Annotated in this window: 18 protein-coding genes; 14 read left to right on the forward strand and 4 right to left on the reverse strand. The window is 62.0% G+C overall.

Annotation, left to right across the window (positions count from 1 at the left end):
• Nucleotides 1-27: 27 nt before the first annotated feature.
• From D7S86_RS12350 to D7S86_RS12385, 8 genes are all read left to right on the forward strand, one after another.
• The gene (locus D7S86_RS12350) at nt 28-2811 is read left to right on the forward strand and encodes a hypothetical protein (RefSeq protein ID WP_147432308.1); all 2784 of its coding nucleotides are present in this window, start codon (nt 28-30) and stop codon (nt 2809-2811) included.
• A gap of 206 nt (nt 2812-3017) precedes the next feature.
• On the forward strand, nt 3018-5630 hold the full coding sequence (locus D7S86_RS12355) for a hypothetical protein (protein WP_147432309.1): 2613 nt from the start codon (nt 3018-3020) through the stop codon (nt 5628-5630).
• Nucleotides 5631-5647: 17 nt separating this feature from the next.
• Nucleotides 5648-6490 (forward strand): phage tail protein, encoded by an 843-nt coding sequence (locus D7S86_RS12360; RefSeq protein WP_147432310.1) that lies wholly within the window; start codon nt 5648-5650, stop codon nt 6488-6490.
• 35 nt (nt 6491-6525) lie between these two features.
• Nucleotides 6526-7917 (forward strand): contractile injection system tape measure protein, encoded by a 1392-nt coding sequence (locus D7S86_RS12365; protein WP_276313410.1) that lies wholly within the window; start codon nt 6526-6528, stop codon nt 7915-7917.
• Nucleotides 7918-7989: 72 nt separating this feature from the next.
• On the forward strand, nt 7990-10095 hold the full coding sequence (locus tag D7S86_RS12370) for an ATP-binding protein (protein ID WP_121086800.1): 2106 nt from the start codon (nt 7990-7992) through the stop codon (nt 10093-10095).
• A gap of 14 nt (nt 10096-10109) precedes the next feature.
• On the forward strand, nt 10110-10721 hold the full coding sequence (locus tag D7S86_RS12375) for a Pvc16 family protein (protein WP_121086802.1): 612 nt from the start codon (nt 10110-10112) through the stop codon (nt 10719-10721).
• A gap of 124 nt (nt 10722-10845) precedes the next feature.
• Nucleotides 10846-11859, forward strand: coding sequence for an AraC family transcriptional regulator (locus D7S86_RS12380; protein ID WP_158601932.1), 1014 nt, complete (start codon nt 10846-10848; stop codon nt 11857-11859).
• 196 nt (nt 11860-12055) lie between these two features.
• The gene (locus tag D7S86_RS12385) at nt 12056-12448 is read left to right on the forward strand and encodes a hypothetical protein (RefSeq protein ID WP_121086806.1); all 393 of its coding nucleotides are present in this window, start codon (nt 12056-12058) and stop codon (nt 12446-12448) included.
• Nucleotides 12449-12481: 33 nt separating this feature from the next.
• Here D7S86_RS12385 and D7S86_RS12390 read toward each other — a convergent pair whose 3' ends face one another.
• From D7S86_RS12390 to D7S86_RS12400, 3 genes are read right to left on the reverse strand one after another with little or no spacing between them, the layout of a single operon-like run.
• Nucleotides 12482-12799, reverse strand: coding sequence for an AtuA-related protein (locus tag D7S86_RS12390; RefSeq protein ID WP_121086808.1), 318 nt, complete (start codon nt 12797-12799; stop codon nt 12482-12484).
• On the reverse strand, nt 12786-14168 hold the full coding sequence (locus D7S86_RS12395; RefSeq protein ID WP_121086964.1) for an acyclic terpene utilization AtuA family protein: 1383 nt from the start codon (nt 14166-14168) through the stop codon (nt 12786-12788). Before D7S86_RS12395 ends, D7S86_RS12390 begins: the two co-directional genes overlap by 14 nt.
• 18 nt (nt 14169-14186) lie before the next feature.
• Nucleotides 14187-15491, reverse strand: a complete 1305-nt coding sequence (locus tag D7S86_RS12400; RefSeq protein WP_121086810.1) for a CitMHS family transporter — start codon at nt 15489-15491, stop codon at nt 14187-14189.
• A 97-nt stretch (nt 15492-15588) separates the two neighbouring features.
• On the opposite strand from D7S86_RS12400, the gene D7S86_RS12405 reads away from it, so the two are divergent.
• A complete protein-coding gene (locus D7S86_RS12405) occupies nt 15589-16494 on the forward strand; it encodes a LysR family transcriptional regulator (RefSeq protein WP_121086812.1) in 906 nt (301 codons plus the stop codon).
• Nucleotides 16495-16863: 369 nt separating this feature from the next.
• A complete protein-coding gene (locus D7S86_RS29090) occupies nt 16864-17562 on the forward strand; it encodes a hypothetical protein (RefSeq protein WP_147432312.1) in 699 nt (232 codons plus the stop codon).
• 37 nt (nt 17563-17599) lie between these two features.
• Here D7S86_RS29090 and D7S86_RS12415 read toward each other — a convergent pair whose 3' ends face one another.
• On the reverse strand, nt 17600-19294 hold the full coding sequence (locus D7S86_RS12415) for a tannase/feruloyl esterase family alpha/beta hydrolase (protein WP_121086816.1): 1695 nt from the start codon (nt 19292-19294) through the stop codon (nt 17600-17602).
• A gap of 251 nt (nt 19295-19545) precedes the next feature.
• Between D7S86_RS12415 and D7S86_RS12420 the strand changes: the two genes are divergently transcribed.
• The 4 genes from D7S86_RS12420 (at nt 19546) to D7S86_RS12435 (ending at nt 22743) form a co-directional block, all read left to right on the forward strand.
• Nucleotides 19546-20223 carry a response regulator transcription factor gene (locus D7S86_RS12420; RefSeq protein ID WP_121086818.1) on the forward strand — a complete coding sequence of 226 codons (678 nt, stop codon included), beginning with the start codon at nt 19546-19548 and terminating at the stop codon, nt 20221-20223.
• Entirely contained in the window at nt 20220-21602 is a 1383-nt protein-coding gene (locus D7S86_RS12425) for a sensor histidine kinase (protein WP_121086820.1), read from the forward strand. Before D7S86_RS12420 ends, D7S86_RS12425 begins: the two co-directional genes overlap by 4 nt.
• Nucleotides 21603-21610: 8 nt before the next feature.
• Nucleotides 21611-22309, forward strand: a complete 699-nt coding sequence (locus D7S86_RS12430) for a response regulator transcription factor (RefSeq protein WP_147432313.1) — start codon at nt 21611-21613, stop codon at nt 22307-22309.
• 197 nt (nt 22310-22506) lie between these two features.
• Nucleotides 22507-22743, forward strand: coding sequence for a DUF4148 domain-containing protein (locus tag D7S86_RS12435; protein WP_158601933.1), 237 nt, complete (start codon nt 22507-22509; stop codon nt 22741-22743).
• The last annotated feature ends 7 nt before the right edge of the window (nt 22744-22750 follow it).

Genomic DNA, 22750 nt, shown 5'->3' on the forward strand with positions numbered 1-22750 from the left:
GACACAAGGAAAGAGGAGACCACGGACATGCCTGGCCTTGATGAACTAAAGAGCGTGCTCGCGCAACGCGCACCGGACGCGGTCTTCAGGCTCGACGACCGAAGCGACGCGACCTTGCTTGCGCAACTACAAGCCTATGTTGGACTGATTCCGTTCGATACGAGCGGGAACACATGGGCCGATTTCTTTTTCATGTCGGGTTTGACGCCTGATTCGCTTGCACAGGTGTTCGCGAATACCGACGGTGCGGACGGGATGCTGTTGCCGCAGCAGGCCTTTCTGCTTGCCTTCCTGCAGTTGCTCAAGACGCCGCGCGCGTTGTTGAATGCGCTTCCGCTCGCGCATCGGAACTTGTACTACCGAAGCCTCCTCGGTCTTGACGAGCGACCCGCTCAAGCGGATCACGTCGTGCTCGGATTCACGTTGAGTCCGACGGCCCGCGCGTGTTTCCTGGCGGCCGGTACGCTGTTCGACGGCGGCGATGCGCAAGACGGCGCGCCCGTGCGGTACGCGCTCGACGACGACGTGCTCGTCAACCCGAGCGCGTGGACGGATTTGCGCTGGGTGCAACCTGATCCGGCCGACTCAGATCCGACTTCACCGACGATGTATTTGTCGGCGACGCCTTACGAGCAGGGCGCCGTTGCGTGGCCTGCGGCAGGTGTCCGCCTTTTCGATTCGTCGACCACGCAAACATCGGTGATTTCCGGACGCATGATTGCGTCGGAGTCGCTCGGCATGACGTCGGGCACGCGGCAATTCTCGGTGACGTTCAGCGCATCGGTGACCGCGGCGGACGTGACCGTGGCGCAAGTCAGCGCGGGGGACGTATGGCTCGATCTCGCTCTTGATCCGTCCTCGCCGCTATCCGGCACGACTTTGATTTGGGTCTTGTCGCAAGACGCCCCGGCGATCAGCGCGCCTCAAGGGCTCGACGGCATGACGCTCGACGTGCCAGTGATGCGGCTGGGATCCATCGCCGGGAAGACCGTGCCGCAGATCACGGCGCTCACCGTGACGGTCAACGACCCCGCCGCATTGCGTTACAGCACCGATAGCGGCGTCAGTCGCCCCGAAAATATCAGCTATCCGTTCGGCACGGCACCCGTTGTCGGCAATAGCTTCAATTTGATGCTGCCCGATTGGTGCGGGCGCAGTACGACAATCGATCTGACCGTCACGCCGAATTGGATCGGATTGCCGACGGTCGACTTTCCGGCGTGGCATGCGGGCTATGATGCGTCGGTCGCACCGGCGAGCAATGCCGACTTCGTCGTGAGTCCGCTGCTTGTGTCGTCGGTCGGTGCGTCTGCGCTCGTGCCGCCTGGGGGTACGGGAACGACGACGCAACCCTTGTTTGCCAGTACGACAGGCGCTCCAGTCGCTGCACCGCTCAAGGTCCGCCTGCCGGCCGAGTTGCCCGTGAGCGATAGCGAACCGTCCGACCCGTGCGATTGGCCGCGATGGGTACGCTTCGAACTCACAGGGCGCGATTTCGGGTACCAGTACTATCAGACGCACGCGGGTACCGAAACACTCAATCCGCCGTACACGCCGCAAATCAACAGCATGTCGATCGTGTTCACCGTGACGGCAGCGGGCTTTACGCAATACCAGCTCACCCCGTTCGGTTACATCGACGGCAGTGCGGCGGCGCCGAGCGGCGGCGCGAAATCCTATCTCTATGTCGGCCTGACGGATGGCACGCCAGGCGAAACGCTATCGCTCTATTGGAAGCTGCAAAGTCCGCAGACGCTGACGATCGAGTGGACCTATTTGAATGAAAGCAATGCGTGGATCTCGCTTGAGGACACGCTCGTCGACGGCACGCAAGGACTGCTCGACAGCGGTCTGTGGACGGCGATCCTGCCGCACGATGCGGCAAACGACGCGCCGTGCATGCCGGCGGGGCGGTTCTGGATCCGAGCGGAAATCGTTCGCAATGCGGTGTCGAACGAGGGTGATATCTGGCTGCAAGACATTCTGGCGAATGCCATGACCGCGACGCTCGACGCGCCGGAGACGGTCCCGGCCGACCATTTCCGCAGCCCGCTCGCCGCCGGCACGATCTCGCGCCCCGTCACGCCGAACGCCGCGCTGGGTTCCGTGACGCAACCCTGGGCATCGACGGGTGGCGCACCCGCGCAGACGCCCATGGCGTTTTTCGCGGAAACGGCGCAGCGCCTGTCGCATCGCATGCGCGCCTTGACGTGGCGCGACATGGCGAACTTGCTCAATGCGCAGTATCCCGAGGTCTTCGACGCGGCGATCCCGCCGGCCGACACCATCACGAAGCTACCCGCGTCGGTCACGCAAAGTCTTGTCGTGATTCCGGTCAATGCGAGGAAGGACAACCAGGACCTTTTGCGGCCCGTGTTCAGTACATCGCATTTGAACGAGATGGCGGGCTATTTACAGGCCCATGATTCGGCGTGGGCGACGATCGTGCTCAAGAATCCGACGTATCGGGATGTCACCATCGCGTATGACGTCGAGTTCAATGTGAACCCCGATTATGGCTATCGGCAGCTCAAAGAGCGTCTGACTCTGCGCTACATGCCGTGGATTCTCGATGGACAGCGCGGTGTGACCGTAGGCAACACGCTCGACTTCTACGGGATCATGGCGTTTATCGAGTCGCAGCCTTTCGTCGTTGAGGTCAACGACATGACACTCGACGGCGCACGTGTTTCCGTCGAAGCCGACGTGGACCAAGTCTTGATTCTGGCGTGGCCGGATGCCGATACGCGCACGTTCGCGATCGGCGCCGCGAGTACGGCCGCACGCCTTTCGCCGAGGACACGCGTATGAACGACCGCATGCCATTGTTTCGCCTCGTGCAGGCGGACATTCACTTCGACGCCCTCTACGAACAGGCCAAGCGGACTGTCGAGCGCTTCGGCGGTCAGATCTGGACCGACATGGGCGAACACGATCCCGGTGTGACGTTTCTCGAGGGGTATAGCTATAGCGTCTCGGATCTTGCGTATCGGCACACGTTGCCGCTCGAAGATCTCTTGACGCCGCCGATCGATGAACAGGTCGACGGTCAGGGCATTTTCCCGGCGGACTTCGGCCCGCAGACGGCGTTGACGTGCGGGCCGATCACGCTCGATGACTATCGACGTGCGTTGTTGGATCTCACGAATACCGCACGCACGACGTATCTATTTCGTAACGTCCAGATCTTTCCGTTGAACTCCACGGATACCGAAAAGCCTTCGTATGACTACGACTACGTCTATTACTACGACAAGTCGAGCTTGGTGTTTACGTTTGTCAAACCGGAGGTGGGGGACGAGACCGTTACGTACTATCTGCGCGGCAACTACAGGCTCTATGTCGAACCGATGCCCGGCGTGTGGAGTGCGGACTCGGATGCGCAAGCCGTATTGAGCGATTTTCTCCTCAATAACCGAAATCTTTGCGAGAGCGTCAGTCAGGTGAATTGGACGAGCGCGGACCCGATTGTTCCTGTCGCAGAGATCGAAGTCGAAGCGGGTGTACACAATTACGCCGACATTCAGGCTCAGCTCTATTCGGCCGCATGCGCATACATTTCGCCGGCGGTATCGCACGTCGAGACGGCAACATTGTTGGATCAAGGCCTGACAGCGCAAGACATCTATCAAGGTCCTTATCTTGAACATGGATGGCAACCGCAACTGCCGGCGCAGACCGACTACACGCACGCGGTGGTTGTGAACCTGAGCGGCCTTGCCGAAAAGTGGATGGAGATCGACGGCGTCAAGCGTATTCATTCATTGACGGAAGCGTCCGCCACGGCGACCGAGCCGTGGATCTGGCAGACAGCGGCCCCGGGTCAGTACCCTCTGCCATGGGGTGCGGATCTCGCCAGCTTTGTCGAACACGTCCGCTTGGTGACGGCGGATGGGACATACGTGAGTGCGACGGCAGACGACATTGCGGCGGCGCTCCCGCCCGTCGTTATCGAAGACAATTCGCCCGTCGTTTTGCCGTACGGTAAGCCGCGGGATGTCGCGCAATATCATCCGGTCAGCGACAAGATTCCGCCGTGCTATGGCTTGCAGTTGCAACCCGAGCAGGGTGCTCCGTTACCGCTTTTTCAATATCTTCTCGCGTTCGAGCAGGCGATGGCCAACGGCTGCGCGCAATTGTCGATGTTGCCCAAGCTGCTTTCGTTCGAGCGGACCGGCGATACGGTCTGGGGTGAACAATGGCCGTACGCTGCCGGAAGCGCCGGGGATGCGGCCCATACCTTGTACAAGTCCGCGTTGATTGCGCAGAGCGCGTCCTTGGCGAATGACTACGACCAGGAACTTCGAATTCTCGATGACTTGCTGGGTTATTTCGGCACGGAACGCGCGTCGCGGATGCTCGACACGACCGAAGACGATTTTCTGAGCGTCGAGCAATCGTACCTGAAGCAAATCACGACGCTCGCTTACTCGCGGGACAATATTCGAATCGATCAGGTGTCCGCGCTACAAAAGCGCATTGCGGCGCGTTTGGGATTGGGGCCGAATCTGTTCGTCGATCCGGTCGATATGGGCGAGTTGCCGTTCTATCTTGTCGAACACCGCGCGCTGCTGCCTGTCAAGCCATCGGCGGATTACGACGTGCCGACCTATCCGACGACTGTCACGGTGTCGGACGATGGGCTGATCATGACCGTCGTGAATCCGGCGACACCTTCGCTCGCAAATCTCAAAAAGGGTCAATTGATCGATTTTGTCTTGTATGCGATGACAGAAAGCAGGATCACGTTGCAAGCGCTGATTGTCGATACGGTCGATGCGAACACACAGACCTTCACGTTACGCATCGACGAGAATCCAGTGCTTGATTTGCGGGTCGATGCCGTATTGACGGCACAGGCTGCCAAGGATCTCACGTGGCAAGCTTGCAAAAATTGGCTCGAAGAGATTCTCTATCGGCTTCAATATGCGTCCGACACGCCGTCGTCGCCGGTCGATCCGGTTACGCTGACGATTCCTGAGTCTTTCCCGTTTCCGGCCGGGGTTCGGATCGGTGACACGCTGTCGATCGTCCCGTTCGATCTGACATCGGCGGAGACGCCGGTCAAGGTGACTGTTCAAGATGTCGACGGTATTCAAGGTACGGTGACGGTCGCTCGGGTCGATTCCTCCGATACGTATCCGCTCGCGGCCGATGCTGCGAACTACGTCTGGTATACGTTGAATACTGCTGATCGGTTTTCAATGATCGTGAGCCTGGTGCTCGACAAGACGATGTTGCCGGCGAACGGAGATCCCTACGCGACCGAAGCTTGGATCAAGCAATGCGTGCAAGAAGAATTGCCCGCGCATGTGGCGCTCATGATTCACTGGCTCACCGGCGATAGCGAGAGCAGCCAATCGTTCGAGAGTTTTGCGATTTGCTATGCGAGCTGGCAAGACGGACAAACCGCACCAAGCACCGCGACGTGGCAATTGCTCTGGAAGCTCGGACTCGGCACGGTTCCAGTTAAGTTAAATACCGGCATCGGATCGATGAAGGTCGCGACCCCCGACGAGCGGGCGGCCGCCGTCGGCGCTGATGGCACGGAGTGGAATGCGGACTACATTCTCGTGGAATATTTGTTCTTCGTGCCGAAGGGCAGCACGGCGAGCGGATCGACAATATGAATGGCAAGGAGCCTATCATGACGAAGCGTAAATCGGCGCGTGCGACGACGGGCGGAACGACCGAGGCGTTGAAGGGCAAATTCGCGGCGGGCAGCATCCCGCTCGACACGGATTTTGCGGAACTCATCGACATTGCCGATTGCGGTCGTTTGGCGATCGGACAAAGCCCCGATCAGACCGATAACACCGTCGGACTGGGTCTTGAACTGATGACCGACGCCGCCGATATCGGGAAGCTCAAAGTCAAAGTCAAGCCGAATGGCGGCATCGTGGCCGACGCGGATGGGCTGCGCTGCGATCCGATGGCCGCAATGCCCATCGGGACCATTCTGATGTTCAGTGGAACCGTGACGCCGCCGACCGGATGGCATGTCTGCGACGGGACGACAGGTACGCCGAACCTTAAGAACCGATTCGTCATGGGATCGGCCGGGTTGACGGCGGGTGATACAAATAGCGACGTCACGATGACTGGCGGGGTCAACGCGATGTATGTGGCGGCCACGACATCGACGACGCCGAATTCAGATTTGGTTGTGACAGTGCAAGATCATGTTTTGTTGGCACCAGAAATTCCGAAATTGGAGCTAAAGATTCACGATCATGTTTATTACACCACGTTGGGTGGTTTTGAGGAAGGAATCGCTAGCGGTGGCGATCAGGATAGAACATACGGACGTCTAGCAACTGATATTGAGAACTCAGAATACGGGGCGCTGTATGCGGAGCAATATGGCGACCCGACGACATACGGGCAACCTCATAATCACGGGGCAACCGTGACAGGCTTTGATCATGATCATACCGTCTCCGTCAAGATTCCGTATTACAGCCTTGTCTTTATCATGAAAATTGCATAGCGCCGTTTAACTAACGCAATGCATCGTGCCATGCCATGACGCACACGATAACCCTCGTTCAAGCTGAACTTGAATTGCCTTTTGGCATGCATGACATGCTCTCGCGCCGATGTGCCGACGTTCTTCGCCGTGTGCTCTCTTCGGAGTGTGAAACTGTTCTAAATGCAATTGATTCCGGCGTGGATCGAACGCTCCATATCGATCGCTTGACGATCGATCTTGGTCAGATATCGCTCGATCGCTTGGAAAGTCTTTTGCGCGAGCGCTGTTTGAAGATGTTCGAAGCCGGCGTCCGGGATCGAATCGATCGCATGCGCGATCGGTTCGACGTGGGCGTAGGCGATGAGGGGGAGGAGGTATTCGATGCATCGTCACGCCGATTCGAAGCGTATTTGCGCGCGCCTGACAATACACATCGCGGTGCGTTGATCGACGCGTTGAGGCGCGGCATGCATACGGATCCGGGACGCTGGCGGCGCGTCGTCGCCGATAGCGGATTGCTCGAAACGGCGCGGCGTAACTTGGTGTCGCTGGTCGGCGAAGTCGAACTTGCGAATTTGATGGGCTGGTCCGACCGTGCGACCCCGCAACGCGTGCTGCTCGAGTCGTTGCGCTACGCGCACGAACACGACATCGCGATCGCGCCGCCCGAACGGGGCGACGTCATGTCGATCGATCCGTCGGCAGACACCGATATCGCGCGGACTGTCGTGTCTCGACACGCGTCTCGCGGCTTGCAGCCATGGGTCGACGCGATTCGGCGGCAACCGCGGATGCAAGGACTGAGCGAGATGATGGACAAGGCCACGCAAGGCGCGTCGAATCCGATGCCTGCACAATCGATGTCCGACGTGGCGCCGCAAGTCCGCCTTGTCGCGAATGCGGGCCTCGTCACGCTATGGCCGCTGCTGCCCGATCTGTTTCGACGCCTGGGTTTGTACGAGGACGGCCGCTTTACGTCGTCGGAGGCGCAAGTCGAATGCGCGCTCTGGCTCGACTGGATCGCATTGGGCGACGTTCCGCTCGACGGCCAGATGTCAGTCGCGCGGTTTCTGTGCGGCGTCTCGGAAGACGTGCTGCTGCCCGAGCGCGTGCATGCCGATCACATGCGTGAGGCCGCCGAGCAATGGTTATCGACGGCTGTGCGGCAATTGCCCGGCTGGCGAACCTTGCGGATCGAGGATATTTGCCGATTCTTTCTCAGGCGGCCGGGCATGCTGAGCGTCGCGGCATCGGGGCCGATGCTCGAAGTCCCGTCGCAGGCCTTCGACATTCTGCTTGCCGATTGGCCCTGGCCGTTAAATGCGTTGACGCTGCCGTGGCTGCCGCAGCCGTGGTCGATTGAATGGAGCATGCCGGACATGGATGTCGCGGAGGGGAGTCCCGGCGCCCGTCGCGTGGTCGGGCGTCGGGGAAAACCCGGTTAGATGGAATGGACGTGCCGGTTCGTGAGATAAAGGCATGTCGGACAACCTGAGCTGCAAGGCCTGGAGAACCCAATGCGAAATCCTCATTGGAATGTCCTGACCGCCATGGATGCGGAAGCGCTGGATGTCGGACCCGCTTGGGGCGCGCTGATGCCCGAGCTCGAACGCATCGACTTGCTGTTGCAGCGGCGCTATCACCGTATTCATAGCGAGGATCCGGTGCCGTTCCCCGGTCACTTTCTGCTGGCGCCCGAGCGCGTCGAATCGCGCATCGCCGAGCCGCATGGCGTGCCGCACTGGTGGGAGTCGGACGACCCGACGCCGCCGGTACCGCCGCCCGGCGCGATGCATCGGCTTGCGAGCAATTTCGAGCTCAATGAATTCGAGTGGAACGTGCTGTTGCTCGCGCTCATGGTGCACGTCGACAGTCGTTACCATTTTTTGTTCTCCGATATTCAGGATAGCGAACGACAAAAGAGGCTGCCGACGATCGAACTCGCGCTGAGCCTCTTTTGTGACACTCCCGCCGAGCGGCTCGCGCGTCAAAGCAGTCTGTCCGCGGACGGCAGTCTGATCCGGCATGGGCTTGTGCGATGGATGGACCGCCCCGGACAATCGAGCGACGGCTGGACGCAATGCACCTTGTTGACCGACATCGGCGTTTATCACTACTTGCTTGGCCATCCCTATGCGCCGCCGTTCGAACTCGGAATCGAGAAGGTGAGCTGCATCGAGATCGAGCATGTGCCGTCGGTGTGCTCCGTGGTTGAACAGATCGAGGCATGGATCGAGATGCCGCGCCTCGATATTCATCCCGTGGCCGTGTTGCGTGCCGCGCCGGGGGCGGGCGCGGAGCGGCTCGTCAGTCAAATCGCGGCGCAATACGGTATGGACACGTATGCGCTCGACTGCGAAACGCTCTCGCGGGCCGGAACGCAGGGACTCTCCGCCTGCCGCAGCTTGTTCAGGGACATCCGCTTGCGCGAAGCGTGTCTCGTCATCCAAGGACTCACGTCCGCCACGACCGACGACGGGCGTGACCTGCAGGCGTTGATCGTGAAGTTGCTCGAGCAGCGAGGATTGCAGGTCGTGTGTCTGATCGACGCGCATGCGTCGCCGCCGAAACTCGCCGACGTGCCTCAACTGCATTTCGACTTGCCGATCATGACGCGGGGCGAACGCGCGGCGAACTTGTATGCGCTCGTGCCTCCCGACGCAACGGTCGATTGCGAAGCGTTAAGCCAGCGATTCGGATTCTCCGCCTACGATCTGCCCGTGATTGCGCGTGAAGCCGATCTTTATCGCCGGCGACGCGGTGCGCTCCACATGGACCATGAGGACATGTTGAAGGCGCTGCAACTCCGTGCGCAGCAGGATTTCGGAAAGCTTGCGCGAAGAATATCGCCGCGCCGAGGTTATGCGGACCTCGTCGTCGCCGACAGCGTGCTCGGTCAAATGACCGATATCATCAGCGCGGCGCGCTTTCGCGACGATGTGCTCGACATGGGCTTCGGCGCGAAGATCGGGTACGGTACAGGCATCAGTGCCTTGTTCTACGGCGATTCGGGGACAGGGAAAACGATGGCGGCCGAGGTGCTGGCCGGTCAACTGGGTGTCGATCTGATTCGTGCCGATCTGTCCGTCGTCGTCAACAAGTACATCGGCGAGACGGAAAAGCATCTCGCGAAGATCTTCGATCTCGCCGAGCGCGATGCGGGCGTGCTGTTCTTCGACGAAGCCGACGCCTTGTTCGGGAAACGCAGCGAAACGAAGGATGCACAGGACCGGCACGCGAATATCGAGGTGTCGTATCTATTGCAGCGTCTCGAGAATTATCCGGGGCTCGTGATTCTCGCGACCAACAATCGAAGCCACCTCGACGATGCGTTCAGCCGCCGATTTACCTTCATCGTTCGCTTTCCGTATCCCGACGCGATCTTGCGCGAGCGGATGTGGCGCGCGATCTGGCCGCCTGGCGTCGGTGTCGACCCCGAGGTCGATTTCACCAGCATGGCCGAGCGTATTCCACTGACGGGCGCGAATATTCGCAACGTCGCGCTGTTGGCGACTTGGCTGGCTCAAGCTGCGGGAGACAGCTCCATACGTCAACGCCATCTCGACCTGGCCGTCAAGCGTGAGCTCGCCAAAACGGGTCGAATTCTATTTGAACCGCACTAACAGGAGTCCGACTCATGTCCACGCCTTCCGATCCGTCCGTCGCTTCCGATGCCTCGATCATCAGCGTCAACGTGGCACTGCACAGTGCACTGAAAGACTATCTGAGTCCGGGCATCGATCTGACGTTCGCGCTTCCCGATCGAGATAGCGAGTTTTCGGTTCCGACGGTCAGCGTCTTCCTCTATGAAATCCATGAAGACTTACAGATGCGCAGCGGAGATGCGCGCAAATACGACTCGACAACGCACGTGTACGCACCCGGTACGGTTAACGTGAACTGCAACTACCTGATTACCTATTGGGAAACGGTAACGTCGACGGATTCCCACGGTCCCGTCGCGCTGCCCGACTCGCAGGCGATGATGGCCATGAATCAGGTCGTCAACGCGTTGGTGAACAATCGGCAGCTTAAAGGCTTGCCCCGTGCGTACACGCGCATGATCCCGCCTACGGAGGAACTCAATAGTCTCGGCAATTTTTGGCAATCGATGGGCAACAAGCCGCGCTTGTCGATCAATTGCTCGATCACGGTGCCGCTGACGTTGACCGCGCCGGCCGCGACCGATACGACGCCGGCTGTCGAGACCACCGAGGCTGACTTTGAACAAATTCCGGCAACAAGCTGACGCAGTGGAGTAGCAGAGACGCCGGGAAGTACGCGTACACGCCGCACGGGGAGCGAGACAGGCGGCGTGTGCGATGCTCTTCCGGGCTGTAATCGCTTCAAGAACACATTCGAGGAGTGTCGAAATGGAACTCCAATCGACCTATCGACGAACCGTCTATTCAGGTTTCGAACCCTGTCTAGCCTATGACGTGTTGTACGGAGGGCATGTCGAACATCGACTCATGCACGCGCAAGCCGGCACACTCGAGCATCACCAGCTCGTGCTCGATGAGCTTCACCTTGATGTCGGACAGTACGATTTTCCCGTGATCGCGCAGGGTCGCATGCCGCAGGATGCGTTTTGCGTGAGTTTCGCCGTCGCCGGTAACGACGTCACCCGATACAACACGGTATTGGCCGGCGCCGACGAGGTACAGCTCTATGGTCCCGGCGCGGAGTTTTTGTATCATGCCGCCGGTGCGTCGAGCTGGGTCAATCTTGCCGTGACGGAGGCGTGTTTTCAAAGATGGGCCGTGGCTTGCGTCGGACGCCCGATGATCCTGCCGGCAACCCTGTCCACCTCGATCCATCTGGATCCCGCACGGCGCGCGGCGCTCGCGAACGCGATCTGCGCGGCGGTGGCGGCCGTCAATTGGAGAAGCGGCGAAGGCGAGATCGACGCGCATCTCGCGCGCGACGTGTATCGGTCCTTGCTTTTCGTGTGCACGGACATCCTCTCCAAAGCGGGCGCTCAGATCCGATCGGGACGATCCGCGGCGCAAGAACGCAATTTTCGCCGGATTCTCGCGTGCGAACGCATCGCGATGATCGAATGCGAATCGGACGCCGATGCGGAGTTCGCCATTTCCGACGCGGCCGAACAGATCGGCTGCACCCGGCGTGCGCTCGAACGCACGTTCAGACGCAGCGTCGACATGACCCCGACAGGGTGGATTCTCAACAAGCGTTTGAATTGCACACTGCGCGATTTTCTCGCGCCGAGCCCCTCGTGTTCCGTTTCAGGGACCGCGCTCAACTGGGGTTTTCGGCATCTTTCGCGATTCTCGGAACACTATCGCGCCACGTTCGGCGAGCTCCCAAGCCAGACCTTGAGCCGCTCTCGGTCTCGCCTGAGGCAAAGCGCACGATCCGCGTGACACCATTCGTAATGGTGGGTGTCCTGCCAAACAAGCGGCTTTCAATCTACACTGCGACACGCGCGCGACGTCGACGTCGACGTCGCGCGGCACGCGGGGCGTGACGCGCTCCCCGGTATACTGCCCGATCGGTTCGCCAAGGAATCCGATCGGCTGGATGAATGCCACTTTCGCACGAGAACTAGAGAAGTATCGAATGAAGAGGACATCGCTGTTTCTGACGTGGGTCGCGTTTTGCACATTGACGAGCGCCGCTTGGGCATCCGACCCGAACGACGCCGGAAAGCGGCTCGCGCTGCTCCAGAGCATCCCCGATGCGTCTGCGCTCGGTCAGGCCGTCGAGCTTGACGATAATGCCGGGTGCCGTTTCATGGGCCAACTGAACCTCACGCACGTCGATGCGCAAGGGCATCCGCTTTCGCTGCTCGATCAAGGCGTCGGCGGCTCGGGTACGTGGTCGATCGACATTCACCAGCAAAACTGCAAGGGCGTCGTCAAAGCGGTCGAATTGCGCGTGCAGCTCCGCAATATCAGCGTCGAGCACGGCTATGTCGCCGGCGACGTCGTCGAGGCGTATCCGAAGCCGTAGTCATGACAAGTGGCGCCAAAGAGGGGCGGGCGTTTAGCGTTCGTCCGGCGCCGCAATCGTCATTCCCAGCAACGCCGAACTCACGCTCTTGCCATGCGCGTCGATGGCGAGCGAGCGCGTCACGCCGCCGCCGAGCGCATCGCGGAGCACGAAATTGAACGCGGCCAGATTCGGCAACGCGTACCGGATCACGTCTCCTTTTACGATATCGGCGAGCCACGCCTTGACGGCCTCCGGCGTCAATTCGCGCGACAGGTGCGCGTAGTGCGCGGGGTCATGGCAGATCACCGAGACATTGAGCGTATTGCCCTTGTCCCCCGTGCGCGCGTGCGCGAGTTCACGCAGCTTCATCGGCCGCCTCCACGAATTCGAATGTCGGACGGACCGCCGTTCTCGGCATCAGCACCGACTGGACCGCGATCACCTCGCGCATGGTTTTCGTCGCGCCGCCGCCGCCGGCGGGACCGTTCGTATAGAGCGTTTCGACCTCGTTGCCGATCCGTTGAGCCTGCTCGGCCGACGCCGCGCGTCCCGCGACACGGATCCGCACTTCGTAGGGCTCGCCGCGTTCGTCCTGTGCCGTGTCGCCGTAGAGCGAGTCGATACCGATGCGATCGAAGCGAAGTTCGCTCGTTTCGACGCCGGTCAACGCGAGACGCTCGCGCACGATCTCGAGCGCAAGCGTCGCGCGTTCGCGCGCGCCGGGGCCGCCGTATGAAATCTGCCCCTCGCCGATATAGCCGTCGACATAGGCGACCGATACCTTGAGCGTGTCCGTGCGCGGCGCGCCGTTACCGCCCGATACGCTCACGCGGTCCCGCGCGAGCGCGTTTACGCGGACGTCGCTGAAGTCGGCCACCACGTCGGGCTGCACATAGCGTCGGGGATCGTGGATTTCGTAAAGCAATTGTTCCTTGCACGTCGCCTCGGTCACGGCGCCGCCCGCATGCGCGACCTTCGTGATCTCGACCGTCCCGTCGGAGCTCACTTCGCCGATCGGAAAGCCGAGGCGCGCGAGATTCGGCACGTCCTTGAAACCCGGATCCGCGAAATAGCCGCCGGTGATCTGTCCCGCGCATTCGAGCAAATGCCCGACGACGGTCGCTTGTCCGAGCGTGCGCCAGTCGTCCATGCGCCAGCCGAAAGCGTGAATCAAGGGGGCGGTGAACAGGGACGGATCCGCGACGCGTCCGGTCAGCACGACGTCGGCGCCCGCATCGAGCGCGGCGACGATCGCCTCCGCGCCGAGATAGGCATTGGCCGACACGATCCGATCGCGGTACGCGGCGACATCGTCGCCCGTCTCCTCGAAGCGAAAGCGTTCCGACAGCACGCGATCGAGTACATCGTCGCCGCCGACGGCGGCGATCTTGAGTGTGCGCAAGCCGAGCGAACGCGCGATGCGCGCCGTCGCGAGCGCCGCGCCGCGTGGATTCGCGGCGCCCATATTCGACACGATGCGCACGCCGCGCCGAACCGCAAGCGGCAGCACGGCGCGCATCCGCGCTTCAAGCAAGGGGTCGTAGCCCTGCGACGGATCCTTGCGGCGCGCTTGTTGCGCGATCGCGATCGTGCGCTCCGCCAGACATTCGAAGATCAGGTAATCGAGTTCGCCATGTTCGACAAGCTCGACGGCGGGCTCGATGCGATCGCCCGAATACCCCGCGCCCGCGCCGAGCCGAATCCGGCGCCGTGCGTCCGCTGCCGATGTGGAATGCATAAAATCGTCCGCCAAGTCTTACCAAGGAAAGATGCCCAACACGACGCATGCGATCGTCATCACGATCGACGCGCCGAACAACAAAGGGAACGTGAATTTCTGGTGATCGGCCAGATCGATTCCGCATAAGCCGACGACGAGAAACGTCGCCGGCGTCAACGGACTGACCGGAAAACCCGTGGTCATCTGTCCGAGCAGGGCCGCTTGTCCGACATGGACGGCCGGCACGCCGAGCTGGCTCGCGATTTCGGCGACCACGGGCAGCACGCCGAAGTAGAACGAGTCCGGATCGAACAGCATGCTGAGCGGCATCGAAAGCAGGCCCAACGCCACGGGGATCTGACTCGCCATGCCTTGCGGCACGAAGCCGACCGCGGCCTGCGCCATCGCCTTGAGCATGCCGCTGCCTTGCATGACGCCTGTGAAGACGCCCGCGGCAAGCAGAATGCCGGCCATCATGAGCGCCGCGCGCGCATGCGCTTCGATGCGTTTGCGCTGCATGTCGACGTCGGGATAGTTGACGATCAGCGCCACGCAGAGGCCCACCATGAACATGAGCGCGGGCGGCACTTTCTCGCCCATGACGACCATCGTGCCGAGCACGAGCACGGTCAGGACGATGTTGAACACGAACAGCTTCGGGCGGCGCAGCGCCTGTTGTTCGGGCGTGAGTTCGCGTGTGGGCATCGGAATCGCACCGTCGGCGCGGGTCAGCCCGAGACGCTTTTCTTCGCGGCGGCCCAGCCAATAGGCCGCGCCGAAGACGAAAACAAGCCCGATCGCCTGAATCGGAATCAACGGATTGAACAGCGACGAAATCGGTACGTGCAGCGATGCCGATGCGCGAATCATCGGTCCGGTCCACGGCAGGAAATTGATGCCCGCCGCCATCGACGCCGCGGCGGCCAGCACGCGACGATCCATCTGCAAGCGATCGTAGAGCGGCAACATGGCCGGGATCGTGACGAGAAAGCAGACCGCGCCCGAGCCGTCGAGGTGGATCAGCAACGCGAGCAAGGTGGTGCCGACGACAATGCGCGTCGGCCGTGTGCCGACCGCGCGCAGGATGCGATCGATGATCGGATCGAGTGTCCCCGCATCGGTGATCGTGCCGAAATACAGAATCGCAAAGACAAACATGCCGACGACGGGCGCCAGACTCTTGATGCCGTCGATGACGAATTTGCTCGTCTGCAATCCGAAGCCGCCGAGCAGCGACGCCGCGACCGGCACGATGATCAGCGCGACGAGCGGCGAAAGCCGCTTGGTCAGGATCGCCGCAAGCAAGACCGCTATCGTGGCGATCCCCAATAAAGCCAGCATGGTTGTCTCCGATCTTGTCTTTTAGTGCGAGCCAGCGTAAGTTCGATGCGCCGATAACACAATTGAAATGATTTGATCGCAGTTATCCAAACACGTTATGGATCTGAATCTCCGCGATATCCGCGCGTTCGTCACCGTCGCGCAAGCCGGGAATTTCACGCGTGCCGCGACGCGTCTGCATCTTTCGCAGCCCGCATTGACCGTGCAAATCCGCCGACTCGAAGAGACCGTCGGCGCGAGGCTGTTCGATCGCAATAGCCGGAGCGTCGCCTTGACGCAGACCGGACGCGAATTGCTGCCTTTGCTGCAGCGCTCGCTCAACGATATGGAACAGGCCCTGCGCGACGCGCGCGCGCTCGGTGAAGGCGCGAGCGGCACGGTGCGTCTCGCGTGTCTGCCGACGTTTGCGGCCAGCGCGTTGCCCGAGCTGATCCAGGCGTTCAGAACGCGCGTGCCGCAAGCCCAGTTTCAGATCCGCGATGTCGTTGCGAACATCGTCAACACGCTCGTACGCAATGAAGACGTCGATATCGGCGTCACAGGCGGCAACACCGTCGATGCGACGCTCGATGTGCTGCATACGGGCGAGGACCGGCTCGTCGTCGTGTGTCCGACGAGCCATGCGCTCGCGCGCAAACGCCGCGTCAAGGTGACGGATCTCGGCGGCACGCCGCTCGTGCTGACCGCGCCGGGCACCAGCGTGCGCGCGGTCGTCGACGCCGCGCTGGCCGCGGCGCAATGCTCGCCCGATATCGCATGCGAGCCGACCTATATGATGACCGCCGTGGCCATGGTCCGAGGCGGACTCGGTGTATCGGTGCTGCCGGCCTCGGCTCGCGAGGTCCGCGCCGAGCCCGGTCTCGTGACGCGGACCATCGACGATCCCGCATTCGTCCGGCCGATCGCCCTCGTCAAGAAGCGCGGCAGAACACTGCCGCGCGTGACGGAGGAATTCGTCAAGGCCATCGCGCACGCGATGCCCAAACGGAAATCGTCGTCCTGATCCGTCGCGCCCCGGTGTGGTCCGAGCGTCACGGCGTGCGTCGTTCGATTCATTCGTAGCACTATTCAAAAAGTGTACCGAGACCCGTACACGGTCTAGGGATCCGGCGGAGACCTCAAAGAATCTCTCGATAAACGGTATTTGAATGTCGTTTTGTCGAGAGATCGTCATGTCCTGTGGCGAACCGCACAGAACCGTACGCGCATCGTGCCATTGTTCGCACATCTTCCATTTCTTTAGGATCGCAAAGTATGGAAGACGTCATCGATAAAAACACCGGACATCAAAGTTTCGGCTTCTTTGAAACGGGGGAGGGGGTGGACGATGCGAACAAACGTCATGAATGGGTCGAAGGTCGGATGTCGCTTGATGATGTCGCTTTTGCTGGCCGCGCTTCCTGTGCTGTGCGATGCACAGGACGAGTCGGATACCGGCGGCGCCGAGTCGATGGCGGCGTCGGCCGAGACCGGATGCACGCATGCCGTGACGGCAAGCTGCAAGAACGCAGGCGCGAATGGAACAGGCGCGAGCGCGGGAGCGGGGCAAGGCGCGGGGTCCGGGTCGGGTTCTGGATCGGGTGCCGGGTCCGGGTCCGGGTCCGGGTCCGGGTCCGGCGCCGGCTCGGGTTCGAGTTCGAGTTCGAGTTCGGGAAGCTCGGGCAGCGCCGGTAGCTCGGCCGGCGGTTCTGCCGGCAGCGGCGGAAGTTCAAGCAGCGGCGCGGGAAGCGGTAGCGGTTCGAGCGGAGGCACGAGTGGCTCTGGCGGCACCGGCGGCAGCACGAGCAGCGCATCGGGCGGGACGGGCGGCAGCGGTAGCGGCGCGGGAGGAAAAGGCGGCAGCACCGGTGGCGCGACGGGCGGCACGGGCGGGAGCGCAGGCGGTGGTCCGGGTGGTCACGGCGGCAGCGCGGGCAGTGCGAGCGGAGGCGCGGGCGGCAGTTCGGGCAGCGGCACCGGCTCGTCGAGCAGCGCCGGCAACGGCGGCAATGGCGGATCGACGGGCGCGTCGAGCGGTCACGGCGGCAGTTCGGGCGGCGCGTCGGGCGGCAGCGGCGGATCGAGCCGGTAAGTCTGCCGCGCGACACGCTACGGATGGCGACGCGCGGCTACGGATGATGCACGACGCATCGATAGCTCGACGCGTCACGCCGATCGCCGTGGCCGTCGTAATCGAGATCCGCGGGGTACGTGCAGACCGGCCGTTCGAAGCGCACGCCGGCTGACGGCGTATCGTCGACGTACTTCGTCGCGATAAACGTGCCGGGCGTTTGATCGTGTTCGACCCATGCTTCGAGCGCCGTCACCACGTCGCGTTCGGGCGACAGCTTGACGGGCGGCGTATTGCCGCCGATCGTCGTCGGCCCCGTGCCGCCGCCGCAATGACTCATGCCCGGGATCATGACGAGCCGGAAGAAGCGCTGCGTCTTCGCGATGCCGCCTTCGCGCTGCGCGACGTCGTTGAAGTACTCGATCGGCAGCGTCTGCGCGTTGAACGAATCCGACCAGCCCTGCGTCATGATGAGCTTGCCGCCATGGGCTTTGAAACGCGAGAGATCGGTCTGCATCGCATCGCTCGACGGAGCCAGCTTTGCGTCGAGCCGGTCGCTGTCCGCGCCGAAATCGAAGGTCGTCCAGTCCCAGTTCGGATCGTTGAAGACGACGTTCGCGACGAGCGGCTGTGCGTAGTTCGGCACGAGCGCGCCCTGAATCAAGGCCCATTGATTCTCGCTTCCGTGTACGAAGCCCGGATACAGTTCCTTACCCGTGCGCGAGTCGACGACCGGCGAGTAGAGGCGTTCGGCTTCGTGAACCTGCGCTTCGCTCAAGCATGTCGAGGGGTCGTCGCCTGCCTTGCATTGAATCGTCGCCGGATCGAAACGGCATTGCATCGGATTCGCGAGGAAGCCGTCATTGACGGCGTTCGCGCCTTCGCAACTTTGCAGCACCGCATGGCTCAGCACGCCGAGCGCGGCGGGCGTCAGCTTGGCCTCGGGCTGTTGGGCGGGCAGCTTGGCGCTCCAGAGAAAACTTTCCATCAGGTGGCTATAGCCCATGCCGGGCGAACCCGCATGAACGCCATCGTAGTCGTCAGGGTAGTACTCGACTTCTTCCATGGCCTCGGCGCCGCCCGTCGAACAGCCCGAGTAGTACGCATGCGATGCGGCATGGCCATAGAACCGTCGCGTGATCGCTTTCGCGGTCACCGTCATTTCATGTACCGCGCTATGCCCCCAGTCGCGAAGCTGCGTCGGATTGACGGCCCATTCGAGACGCTGACCGATCGCGCCTTGCGCGCCGCCTTGATGACCCGTGTCGGTATTGACGGCGACGAAGCCGCGCGCGGTCGCGGGCGCGAGGGCGCTATAGAGGATCGCCCCGCCGAAACCGCCCGATCCGAGTCCGAGCAAACGTCCGTTCCAGTCGTCGGCCGGCAGCCAGACTTCGATGCCGATATGTTCGTCGGGCCGCGTGCTGACGGTCGCGACGACACGGCAGACGGCCACGGATGTCACGACCGGTTTGCCGTCGGGGTCTTTGAGCGTGCTCTGCGCGGGCAGGATATTCGCCGACGCGATCGTCGTATCGGCGAAGGCGGTTTGCTGAAGCGCGGCGCACGCTTGTGCAGGGTCTTCGATCGTATGCGATGCCGCCGGCGTCATGGCGATCGACGTTTGCACCGCGTGCGCCGATGCGGTGCCTGCCGCGCCGACGAGCGTCGCCACGATCGCGTTGCGACAGGCGGCGATCGTCGAAGCACGGTGTCGCGCTCGGCGACGTCCAGGGTTTGAAGTGTCAGTCATGCGTTCTCCTCGCTCTATTTTTTTCGCGTGTGCTGCACGGTCGGATCAGCTTAGTCATCGCCCATGCATCAAGCAATTGAAACGATTTGATTGCAGTCATTACGTTTGATGATGGTTGATCTCGTGCCTTTATAAAATTATCTTCATTTTTGTGCGATGCAAAAGAACGGGTGTGTTCCCTACACTGGACCCGAGTGCCGATCGGTGCGCCTGGCCGCATCGCGACGCACAAACACGATGGGAATGCACCTATGCAACGAATCCTCACGATTGAAGACGACCCCGTCGTAGCGCGGGAGATCGTCGAGTCGCTGACCGAGGCGAACTATGACGTCGAGTGGGTCACGGACGGTCATCAAGGCGTCGCGCGCGCGCTATGCGCCGAGTGCGATCTCATCACGCTCGATCGCATCCTGCCCGGCATCGACGGTCTCACGATCGTGAAGACGATACGCGGCGTCGGCGTCGACACGCCGGTGCTCATGATCAGTGCGTTGTCCGAAGTCGACGAGCGTGTGCGCGGCCTGCGCGGCGGCGGCGACGACTATCTCGCGAAGCCGTTCAGCGCGAACGAAATGGTCGCGCGCGTCGAAGTGCTGCTGCGCCGCGCGCGCGATGCGAAGACGCCGGTCGAAACGATGATCCGCACGACGGATCTGGAAATCGATCTGCTCAATCGCACCGTGCGCCGCGGAGATCAGACGATCGCATTGCCCCCGATCGAATTCCGGATGCTCGAATACCTCGCGCGCAACGCAGGACAGATCCTGACGCGGACGATGATTTTTCAGGCCGTCTGGGACATGCACTTCGATCCGGGTACGAACGTGATCGACGTGCATATCGGCATGCTGCGCAAGAAGCTCGATATGTCCGGGCTCAAACCCCTGATTCGCACGGTGCGTGGCGCGGGGTACATCCTCGAGTGAAGGCATCCGGTCCCGCGTTGATCAGTCCCTGGCGTACGACGATCCTGCGTGTATTGCTCGCCTACGCGGCGTTTTTCGCGTTGTCGGTGCTGGTGCTGTTCGGCGTCAACTACTGGCAGTCGGCGACTTACACGGCCACGCAGGCCGACTTTACGATCGGTTGGCAGTTCCGCTATTTCCAGGCGCTCCCGCACGATGCGCTGCGCGATCGGATCCTCGCGCGCATTCATGCGGATGCGCATCGTCCCGTCAATTACTACGGGCTATTCGACAGTCATGGCCGATGGCTGCTCGGTGACGTCCTCGAATTGCCCGCGAGCCTGACGATCGACGGCGAGGGCGAATGGATCCAGCCGGTGCTCGATTCGCATACCGTGCGGCCCTCGCCGCGCACGCGCATGATGGCCGAACACTTGCCCGACGGATCGACGATCGTCATCGCGCGCGACGTCGACGAAATGATCCGGCTGCGCGACTTCATGCTCGGCGGCTTGATCTGGGGCGGGCTCGCGATGGTTCTTGCGGGCGGCACGTTCGGCCTCGTCTACGGAAGGCGGCAGCTAAGGCGGATTCGCGAGGTCCAGCGCGTGGCCCTGCGCATCGCGCAAGGCCATCTCGACGAACGTCTTCCGGCGGCGCGACGCGACGAGCTCGACTTGCTCACGCATATCATCAATCACATGCTCGACGAAGTCGTGCGGCTCATGGCGGAAGTCAAGGGCGCATGCGACGGCATCGCACACGATCTGCGCACGCCGTTGATCCATGTGCGCACGCTGCTCGGCCGCGCGATCGGCCGCATCGACGAAGGCGAGGGGCGTGCGCTCGTCGAACAGGCGCTCGCCGCGTCCGACGACGTGCTCGCCCGATTCGGCGCGATGCTACGCATCTCCGAGATCGAGTCGATGGGACGGCGCGGCGGCTTCAAGCAGGTCGATCTCGGCGCGCTCGTCGATCGTATTCATCAACTGTATGCGCCGATGGGCGAATTCAAGAACGTCGGCGTGACGATCGAGACGGATCCGGATCTCAGCGTCGAGGCCGATTATCCGTTGTTGTTCGAGGCGCTCAGCAACCTCGTCGACAATGCGATCAAGTTCACGCCGGCCTGCGGATCGGTGCGCATTGCGTTGACGCGGACCGCGAACGGTCCGCGCATCGCCGTCAGCGACACCGGTCCGGGCATCGACCCGTCGGAGCGTCACGCCGTCGTGCAACGCTTTTACCGGAGCGCGCGCACGCGCGATATTCCGGGCTCGGGTCTCGGCTTATCCGTCGTGCTCGCGGTCGCGCATCTGCATGATTTCGGCTTCGAGATCGTCGATACGCTCAACGGCACGACGATCCATCTCGACTGCTGGCCGCAGTCGATTGCGTGACGCGGCATATGCGTATCCTCTGCGTCGGCGCGGGCGGTCCCGTACGCGACTACCTCGCGAACGCGTTTATCGAAGCGAGTCATAGCGTGTCGCTCGTCGACGATGAACGCGATGCCGCGTATATCGCGTTTACCGAGACGTTCGACGCGGTCATTCTGCTCGATCCGCATGCGACGCCACGGCTTGCGACCCTGTTCAGGACCAAGACCTTCGTCGATATCGTCATCGCGATCGCGAACTGGACCGATGCGGATCATCGCGCCGCGATGCTGCGCGCGGGCGCCGATGCGTGTTTCGACCGGCGTTTTTCGTTTGCCGAGCTGATGGCGGTGTTCGACGCGTTGGCACGCAGGCGCGTACCGGACCGAGCGGCCGGCATCGGCACGCAGGCCCATCCGGAACGCCGAGACCGGCTCGACGCGGCGCGCCGATGCCTGGTGCTCGACATGGACGGCGATCCCGCACGCGCGCGCACGCTCGCGCTTTCGCACGGCGAGTATTTGCTGCTCGAATGTCTGATGCGAAAGCCCGGCGCGGTCGCGTCGTATGCCGAACTGCTTCACTACGCGTTCCATCGGACCGACGCCGACCGCAGAACGCTCACGTACACGATCAGCCGTTTGCGCAAGCGTCTGGCCGAGTTGGGATCGCGTTCGACGATCGCCGCCGTGTCGGGCATCGGCTATCGCATCGATCTTGCGTCCTAGCGCGCCCGGCCGGCCGTATGCGAGATTCGAGCGATGGGAAAGCGACCTCGGTGCCGTGTGCGATCCCGCGAATCGAGTCTTTGGGCGAAGGCGCGTTCGATTAAGCGAACTTCATGATCGTACGACCGGTTTTCGGCGCGACGCCGCTAGAGTGGACTCATGCCTGCATGTCGTGGGTCACACACCGGAGTACGAAGATGATCAAGAAGATTCAAGGATGCGCGCTGATGGCGCTGGCCGCCGTGTCGTTGAGCGTTGCGCACGCGGCGTCCGCGCAGGACGTGACGCGCGCGCAAGTGCAAGCGCAACTGCGTAAGGCGTTCCTGAACGGGACGTTGCCGCAAGACGAAGGTCCGAACTATCCGCGGCCCGAGGCCAATCGCGCGTTGGTCGCCGCCCATCGTCAATACGAAGCGGCACACGGCGCGTATTGAGCGGCGT

It is taken from the genome of Pararobbsia silviterrae (assembly GCF_003628125.1).
GTDB classification, from domain to species: domain Bacteria; phylum Pseudomonadota; class Gammaproteobacteria; order Burkholderiales; family Burkholderiaceae; genus Pararobbsia; species Pararobbsia silviterrae.

Excerpts from the sequence above, each read along its gene's own strand:
- D7S86_RS12350 (WP_147432308.1), top strand. The coding sequence starts at position 28 with ATGCCTGGCCTTGATGAACTAAAGAGCGTGCTCGCGCAACGCGCACCG.
- D7S86_RS12360 (WP_147432310.1), top strand. The coding sequence starts at position 5,648 with ATGACGAAGCGTAAATCGGCGCGTGCGACGACGGGCGGAACGACCGAG.
- D7S86_RS12365 (WP_276313410.1), top strand. The coding sequence starts at position 6,526 with ATGACGCACACGATAACCCTCGTTCAAGCTGAACTTGAATTGCCTTTT.
- D7S86_RS12370 (WP_121086800.1), top strand. The coding sequence starts at position 7,990 with ATGCGAAATCCTCATTGGAATGTCCTGACCGCCATGGATGCGGAAGCG.
- D7S86_RS12375 (WP_121086802.1), top strand. The coding sequence starts at position 10,110 with ATGTCCACGCCTTCCGATCCGTCCGTCGCTTCCGATGCCTCGATCATC.
- D7S86_RS12380 (WP_158601932.1), top strand. The coding sequence starts at position 10,846 with ATGGAACTCCAATCGACCTATCGACGAACCGTCTATTCAGGTTTCGAA.
- D7S86_RS12385 (WP_121086806.1), top strand. The coding sequence starts at position 12,056 with ATGAAGAGGACATCGCTGTTTCTGACGTGGGTCGCGTTTTGCACATTG.
- D7S86_RS12390 (WP_121086808.1), bottom strand. The coding sequence starts at position 12,799 with ATGAAGCTGCGTGAACTCGCGCACGCGCGCACGGGGGACAAGGGCAAT.
- D7S86_RS12395 (WP_121086964.1), bottom strand. The coding sequence starts at position 14,168 with ATGCATTCCACATCGGCAGCGGACGCACGGCGCCGGATTCGGCTCGGC.
- D7S86_RS12400 (WP_121086810.1), bottom strand. The coding sequence starts at position 15,491 with ATGCTGGCTTTATTGGGGATCGCCACGATAGCGGTCTTGCTTGCGGCG.
- D7S86_RS12405 (WP_121086812.1), top strand. The coding sequence starts at position 15,589 with ATGGATCTGAATCTCCGCGATATCCGCGCGTTCGTCACCGTCGCGCAA.
- D7S86_RS29090 (WP_147432312.1), top strand. The coding sequence starts at position 16,864 with ATGATGTCGCTTTTGCTGGCCGCGCTTCCTGTGCTGTGCGATGCACAG.
- D7S86_RS12415 (WP_121086816.1), bottom strand. The coding sequence starts at position 19,294 with ATGACTGACACTTCAAACCCTGGACGTCGCCGAGCGCGACACCGTGCT.
- D7S86_RS12420 (WP_121086818.1), top strand. The coding sequence starts at position 19,546 with ATGCAACGAATCCTCACGATTGAAGACGACCCCGTCGTAGCGCGGGAG.
- D7S86_RS12430 (WP_147432313.1), top strand. The coding sequence starts at position 21,611 with ATGCGTATCCTCTGCGTCGGCGCGGGCGGTCCCGTACGCGACTACCTC.
- D7S86_RS12435 (WP_158601933.1), top strand. The coding sequence starts at position 22,507 with ATGATCAAGAAGATTCAAGGATGCGCGCTGATGGCGCTGGCCGCCGTG.